The following is a 5133-nucleotide window of genomic DNA, read 5'->3' on the forward strand; positions in this document are numbered from 1 at the left end:
GGGTGGCCGCGCCGTCGGTGCCTACCGCCTGGGCTACTTCACGCCGTACAGGTGGACGACGCTCTGCTCGGTCCTGGTGCCGTGGGAGTCCTCGGCCTCGATCCGCAGCGAGACCACCTTGTCCTGGGTGGCGGCGGAGTTGTCGACGAGGACCACCCACTCCCCGTCACGCCGGACCACCGGGGCGTCGACCCAGGTGTAGTCCTCCAGCGGCGTGCGGACGGCGTCGATCTCGTCGAAGGACACCTGAGCGGAGAGGCTGACGATGTCGCCCGGGTCGTAGCCGTCCTGCCCGTTCAGCGACACCGTGACCGGGAAGCCGGCGGTAGCGGGTGCGAGGTTGAGCTCGTCGACCGGCGCGTCGTAGTGCGGCAGCGCGATCGGCAGTGCCTCGATCGCGTCGCCCTCGGGACGGCTGGTCGAGAAGGTGAACTCGCTGAACGTCGCCCGGCCGAACTTCCACTCCGCGCGCGGCCGCAGGCTCAGCTGGATGAGCTCCGCGCGCAGCTCGCTCGCCTCGGTGCCGACCTCGAACTGGCCGAACGGGACCGCCCGGGTGCCGATCAGCTCGCCGTCCTGGTAGAGCCGCAGGTTGCCGACGTCGAGGAAGCCGGCGACACCGGTCCGTCCGGCGACGCTGTCCTGCCAGTACGGGAAGCTCATCCCGACGAGCGACCCCTGCCGCTCGGCGATCCGGCCCGGGGAACCGTCGTCCCGGTGGGCCATCGCCGTCCGGGTGGTCATCTTGAACCAGTCGGTCTCGGCCCGCTCGCGGGCGGAGTACTTGCGCACCGGGTCGAACCAGGTCTCGGGGCGGTCGCGGAACCCGCCGCTGGACGCCAGCTGCTGCCAGGCCACGTCGGGCGTGTAGTACGCCGTCCGGGTGCCCGGGGCGGCGACCGGGCTGCTCGTGGCGGCCATGATCGGGTCGGTGCCGTCGCCCGGCATGATCCGGGTCATGTCCTCCGCGTGGGGCCAGGCGGTGCGCTGGGCGTGCCAGCGCTCGGTCACGGTGGCCAGCCGGCGATCGGCGATGCGGTGCGACTGGTCGGCGGAGACCCGGCCCTCCTCGGTGAAGGCGAGGTTGTAGACGTAGTCGCTGTCCTCGATCGGGACGTTCGGGTCGTAGGCCCGGACGTAGGTGCCGAAGGTGAAGTCGCCGTTGCCGGCGCGACCGGTCGGAGCGGCGTAGAAGGTGGGGGCACCGGTCGCGCCGCCGGCGGACAGCGCGCTGCCGAGCAACCACCGGTCGTCCCAGGACCGCTGGAGGGCCATCGATCCCGAGCGGATCTGCGCGGGCCGGTCACCCGCGACGGTGACCTTCCGCGCGGCCCGCGCGTCCAGGACCAGCGTGGTGTCGTCGGTGAGCTCGGCCTCCGGATCCCCGACGTAGGCGTACCCCGTGGTCCCGTCCGGTTCCACGGACGGGATGAAGGAGGTGACGACGTAGCTGCCCGCACGCAGGCGCAGGGTCAGGTCCTCGCCCGTGAAGTAGTGCACCGCCCGGCTGGGCTGGTGCATGTCGGTGATGTCGAGGTAGCCGGCGGTGGCGGCCGCGCCGTCGCGGTCGATCCCCTTGACGGTCACGGTCACCGTCTCCGGCTCGAGCCAGAACCCGACGGCGGTGGTGACCCGCACGGCCTCGTGGCCGGCCCCGCCCCGGGCGACGATCCGGCCGCCGATCTCCCCGTACGCCGACTCCCGCAGCGTGCCGACGTCGCCGCGCGCGACCACGTCGACCGTCGCCGAGCCCCGTGCGGGCACCGTGATCACCCGGTCGTCGACGCCCAGCAGGTACGACGGCACCGACCTGCCGTCGGCACCGGTGACGTCCTCCACGGAGAGACGGAGCTTCACCGGGCGGTCCGAGGTGTTGGAGTAGGTGACCGGCTTCGTGGCCACCTGGCCCCGCCCGTGCGGCCACGCGAAGTCGGCCACCTTGACGCCGACGTCGGTGGTGACCGGGGTCCGGATCGCGGCCAGGGCGGACAGCTCGCCGGCGCCCTGGTCGTAGACCGTCCCCTGCGCGTCGTCCTTGACCGACGCCGCCAGCGCGGCCTTGACCTGCTGCGCGGTCCATCCCGGGTGCGCCTGGCGCACCAGCGCCGCGGCGCCGGCCACGTGCGGGGAGGCCATCGAGGTTCCCGACTTCCTGGTGTAGTGGACGCCACCGGGGCTGCCGGCCGCAGCGCCGGCGATCGCCACGCCCGGTGCGGCGACGTCCGGCTTGACCCGGTGCTCGCCGAGCGTGGAGCCGCGGCTCGAGAAGGGTGCGGTCACCCCGTCGGCGTCGACCGCCCCGACCGTGAGAGCGCCCTGGGCGCAGCCCGGTGACGACACCGTCTCCCGGGCGCCGGCGTTGCCGGCCGCGACCACGAACAACGTCGCGGTCTGCTCCGAGAGGTCCTGCAGGGCCATCGACATCGGGTCGGTGCAGTCGGTCGGCACGTCGGAGCCGAGGCTCATGTTGACGACGTCGGCCCCGCCGTCGATCGCCCACTCCATGCCGTCGATGATCCAGGAGGCCTGGCCGCCACCCTGGCCGAGCACCTTGCCGATCATCAGGTCCGCCTGCGGCGCCATCCCGACCTTGGACGGGTCGGCGGCACCGCTCCCGGCCACGGTCGAGGCCACGTGCGTGCCATGACCGCTGGCGTCGTCGATCCCCTGCCCGGTGAAGTCCTCCGCCGCGACGACCTGGCCCGCGAGGTCGGGGTGCCCGGCGTCGTACCCGGTGTCGAGCACCGCCACGGTCGTCCCCGTGCCGTCGTACCCGTGGTCCCACGCCCGGGGAGCGCCGGTCTGCTCGACCCCGGTCGCCGGGTCGAGGTCGAGGTCGGTCGGCTGCACCCGCGCGTCCAGCCAGATCTTGTCCGCCGAGCCGGCCGGGTCTGCCGAGCCCGCCGAGCGGGCGCCGGTACCGAGAAGCTGGCCGTACGCCGCCGCGGCCCGGTCCTTGTCGAGCGAGACCGCCGCGGAGCCGATCGACTCGAGGCGTGCGTCCACCGTGACGCCCGTCGCGCTCCGGGTCTGCGGGATCGCGCCCTGGACGATCAGCGGCAGCGTCTCCCGGCTGGCGTCGTCGTACCCCTGCTCGATCAGGCCGGACACGTTGAACAGCTCGGCGTCCAGGCGGTCGGCGGCCAGCGCCTGCTGGGCGTCCGCGGGGAACAGGTAGAGGTCGCCGTCGACGTGGCGGGTGTAGAAGTCGCCGTCCGTCTGCATCGCTGCCGACTGCGTTCCGTCCGGGGCTGTCGTGACGAGCACGCGGTCGCCCGTGACCAGGGTGACCTCGTGCGTCTCGGCCCCCGACGTGGCCGCGGACGCCCCGACGAGCGCCGGGGTGTCGTCGCCCGGAGGGCCGGCGTGTGCTGTCTGCCCTGTGGCCAGGACGCTCACCGCGACGAGCGCGGCGAGCCCACCGGCGGCGGGGCCCGTGAGTCTGGACATGGTGTGTGACCTCTCGGAACGGGGCGGTGGTCGCGACCTACGTCACGAAAGTGTCAGACCGAGAAGCCCAAGGCAATGGCGGTTACGTGCCATGGCACTTTTCCGTCGCCGGCCCTCGTGGGATCGTTGGCACGGAGGTGCAACCATGCTGGACGTGCTGGGTCTGGACGAGCTGCAGGAGCGCGCCTACCGCGAGCTGGTGCAACGCCCCGCCCAGGCCGCACAGACGCTCGCCGGCGCCCTCGACACCGAGGTCGCGCAGACCTTGAGCGCGTTGGACTCCCTGGAGAGCAAGGGCCTGGTGATGCGTTCGGTCGCGAGCCCGGAGCACTTCGTGGCCGCGCCCCCGGAGCTGGCCATCGGGTCGCTCATCGTCGAGCGGCAGCAGGAGATCCGGCGCGCTCAGCTGGAGCTGACCGGCCTCACCGAGCTCTACCGCGACTCGGCGTCGGTGCGGACCCACACCGACGTGATCGACGTCGTCCGTGGCCGCCAGGCGGTCGCCCAGCACTTCGCGCAGCTGCAGCGGGGAGCCCGCCGCGAGGTGTGCGCGCTGGTCAAGCCCGAGGTCGCGGCCGTGTCGGCGGAGGAGAACGTCGACGAGGCGATCGCCCTCGAGCGCGGCGTGACCTACCGCGTCGTGATCGAGCGCGCCAGCCTGGAGCTGGCCGGCCATGCCCAGCTCGTCGCGGAGTCCGTGCAGCGCGGCGAGCTGGTCCGGGTCACCGACACCGTCCCGCTGCGGCTGCTGGTCGCCGATCGCGAGCTCGCTCTGCTGCCGCTGATCTCGGACGGCACGACGGAGCCCGAGGTGGGCGCCCTCCTCGTCCGGCCGAGCGGCCTGCTGGACGCGCTGATCGCCCTCTTCGACCTGGTGTGGCACCAGGCGCCTCCCTTGCACAGCGGCGAGGACGGGGTGCGCGAGGTGTCGGGCGACCGGCTCGACGAGGTCGACCTGCGCCTGCTGACCATGCTCCGGGCCGGGCTGACCGACCGGGCGATCGTCGTGCAGCTGGGACTCTCGCTGCGCACCGTGCAGCGCCGGGTGCACCAGCTGATGGACCGGGCCGACGTCACCACCCGCTTCCAGCTCGGCCTCGAGGCCGCACATCGCGGATGGCTGTCGCGCTGAGCCCGGCCCGGCCGCTCAGCAGATGGAGACGGCGCGGCCATGCTCGGCCCGTCCTGGCGAAGAGCCCGTTCGACGTGCCGAGGCACCCTCGCGTCCTTATGCTCCGAGCATGATCAGATTCCTGATTCGGACGGCGATCTTCCTGCTCGCCGCGGCGGTCGGCCTCCTGCTGACGGACTGGATCTTCGGTGCTTTCGACCTGGAGACGTTCGACATCAACTGGTCCGAGCCGCTGGGCTTCATCATCGCCGTGGTGGTCTTCGCGCTGGCGCAGGCGATCCTCTCGCCGTTCCTCGCGAAGGTCGCGCGCAACAACGCGCCGGCGCTCGTCGGCGCCGTCGGGCTGCTGTCGACGTTCGTCGCCCTGATCATCGCCGTCCTGACCACGGACGGCCTCGCGGTCTCCGGAGCCGCCGGCTGGATCCTCGGCCCCATCGTGGTGTGGCTCGTCGGGATGCTCGCCGCGTTCCTGCTGCCGCTCTTCCTGCTCAAGGAGGGCGTGGAGAAGGTCCGGGAGAACAACGACTGACCGGCGAGACAGAAGGAACGTC

General features: G+C 72.6%; 3 protein-coding genes. 2 read left to right on the plus strand and 1 reads right to left on the minus strand.

Annotated elements, in window-relative coordinates; translation table 11 throughout:
• Positions 1-33: 33 nt before the first annotated feature.
• A complete protein-coding gene (locus tag ABD254_RS08635; RefSeq protein WP_344247584.1) occupies positions 34-3450 on the minus strand; it encodes a S8 family serine peptidase in 3417 nt (1138 codons plus the stop codon).
• A gap of 145 nt (positions 3451-3595) precedes the next feature.
• On the opposite strand from ABD254_RS08635, the gene ABD254_RS08640 reads away from it, so the two are divergent.
• Together ABD254_RS08640 and ABD254_RS08645 are read left to right on the plus strand one after the other, a co-directional pair.
• A complete protein-coding gene (locus ABD254_RS08640; RefSeq protein ID WP_344247586.1) occupies positions 3596-4582 on the plus strand; it encodes a helix-turn-helix domain-containing protein in 987 nt (328 codons plus the stop codon).
• A gap of 109 nt (positions 4583-4691) precedes the next feature.
• Complete coding sequence (locus ABD254_RS08645) at positions 4692-5111, plus strand: hypothetical protein (RefSeq protein WP_344247588.1); 420 nt, start codon at positions 4692-4694, stop codon at positions 5109-5111.
• Positions 5112-5133: the final 22 nt, after the last annotated feature.

The sequence above is a fragment of the Isoptericola hypogeus genome (genome assembly GCF_039531145.1).
GTDB lineage: Bacteria > Actinomycetota > Actinomycetes > Actinomycetales > Cellulomonadaceae > Isoptericola > Isoptericola hypogeus.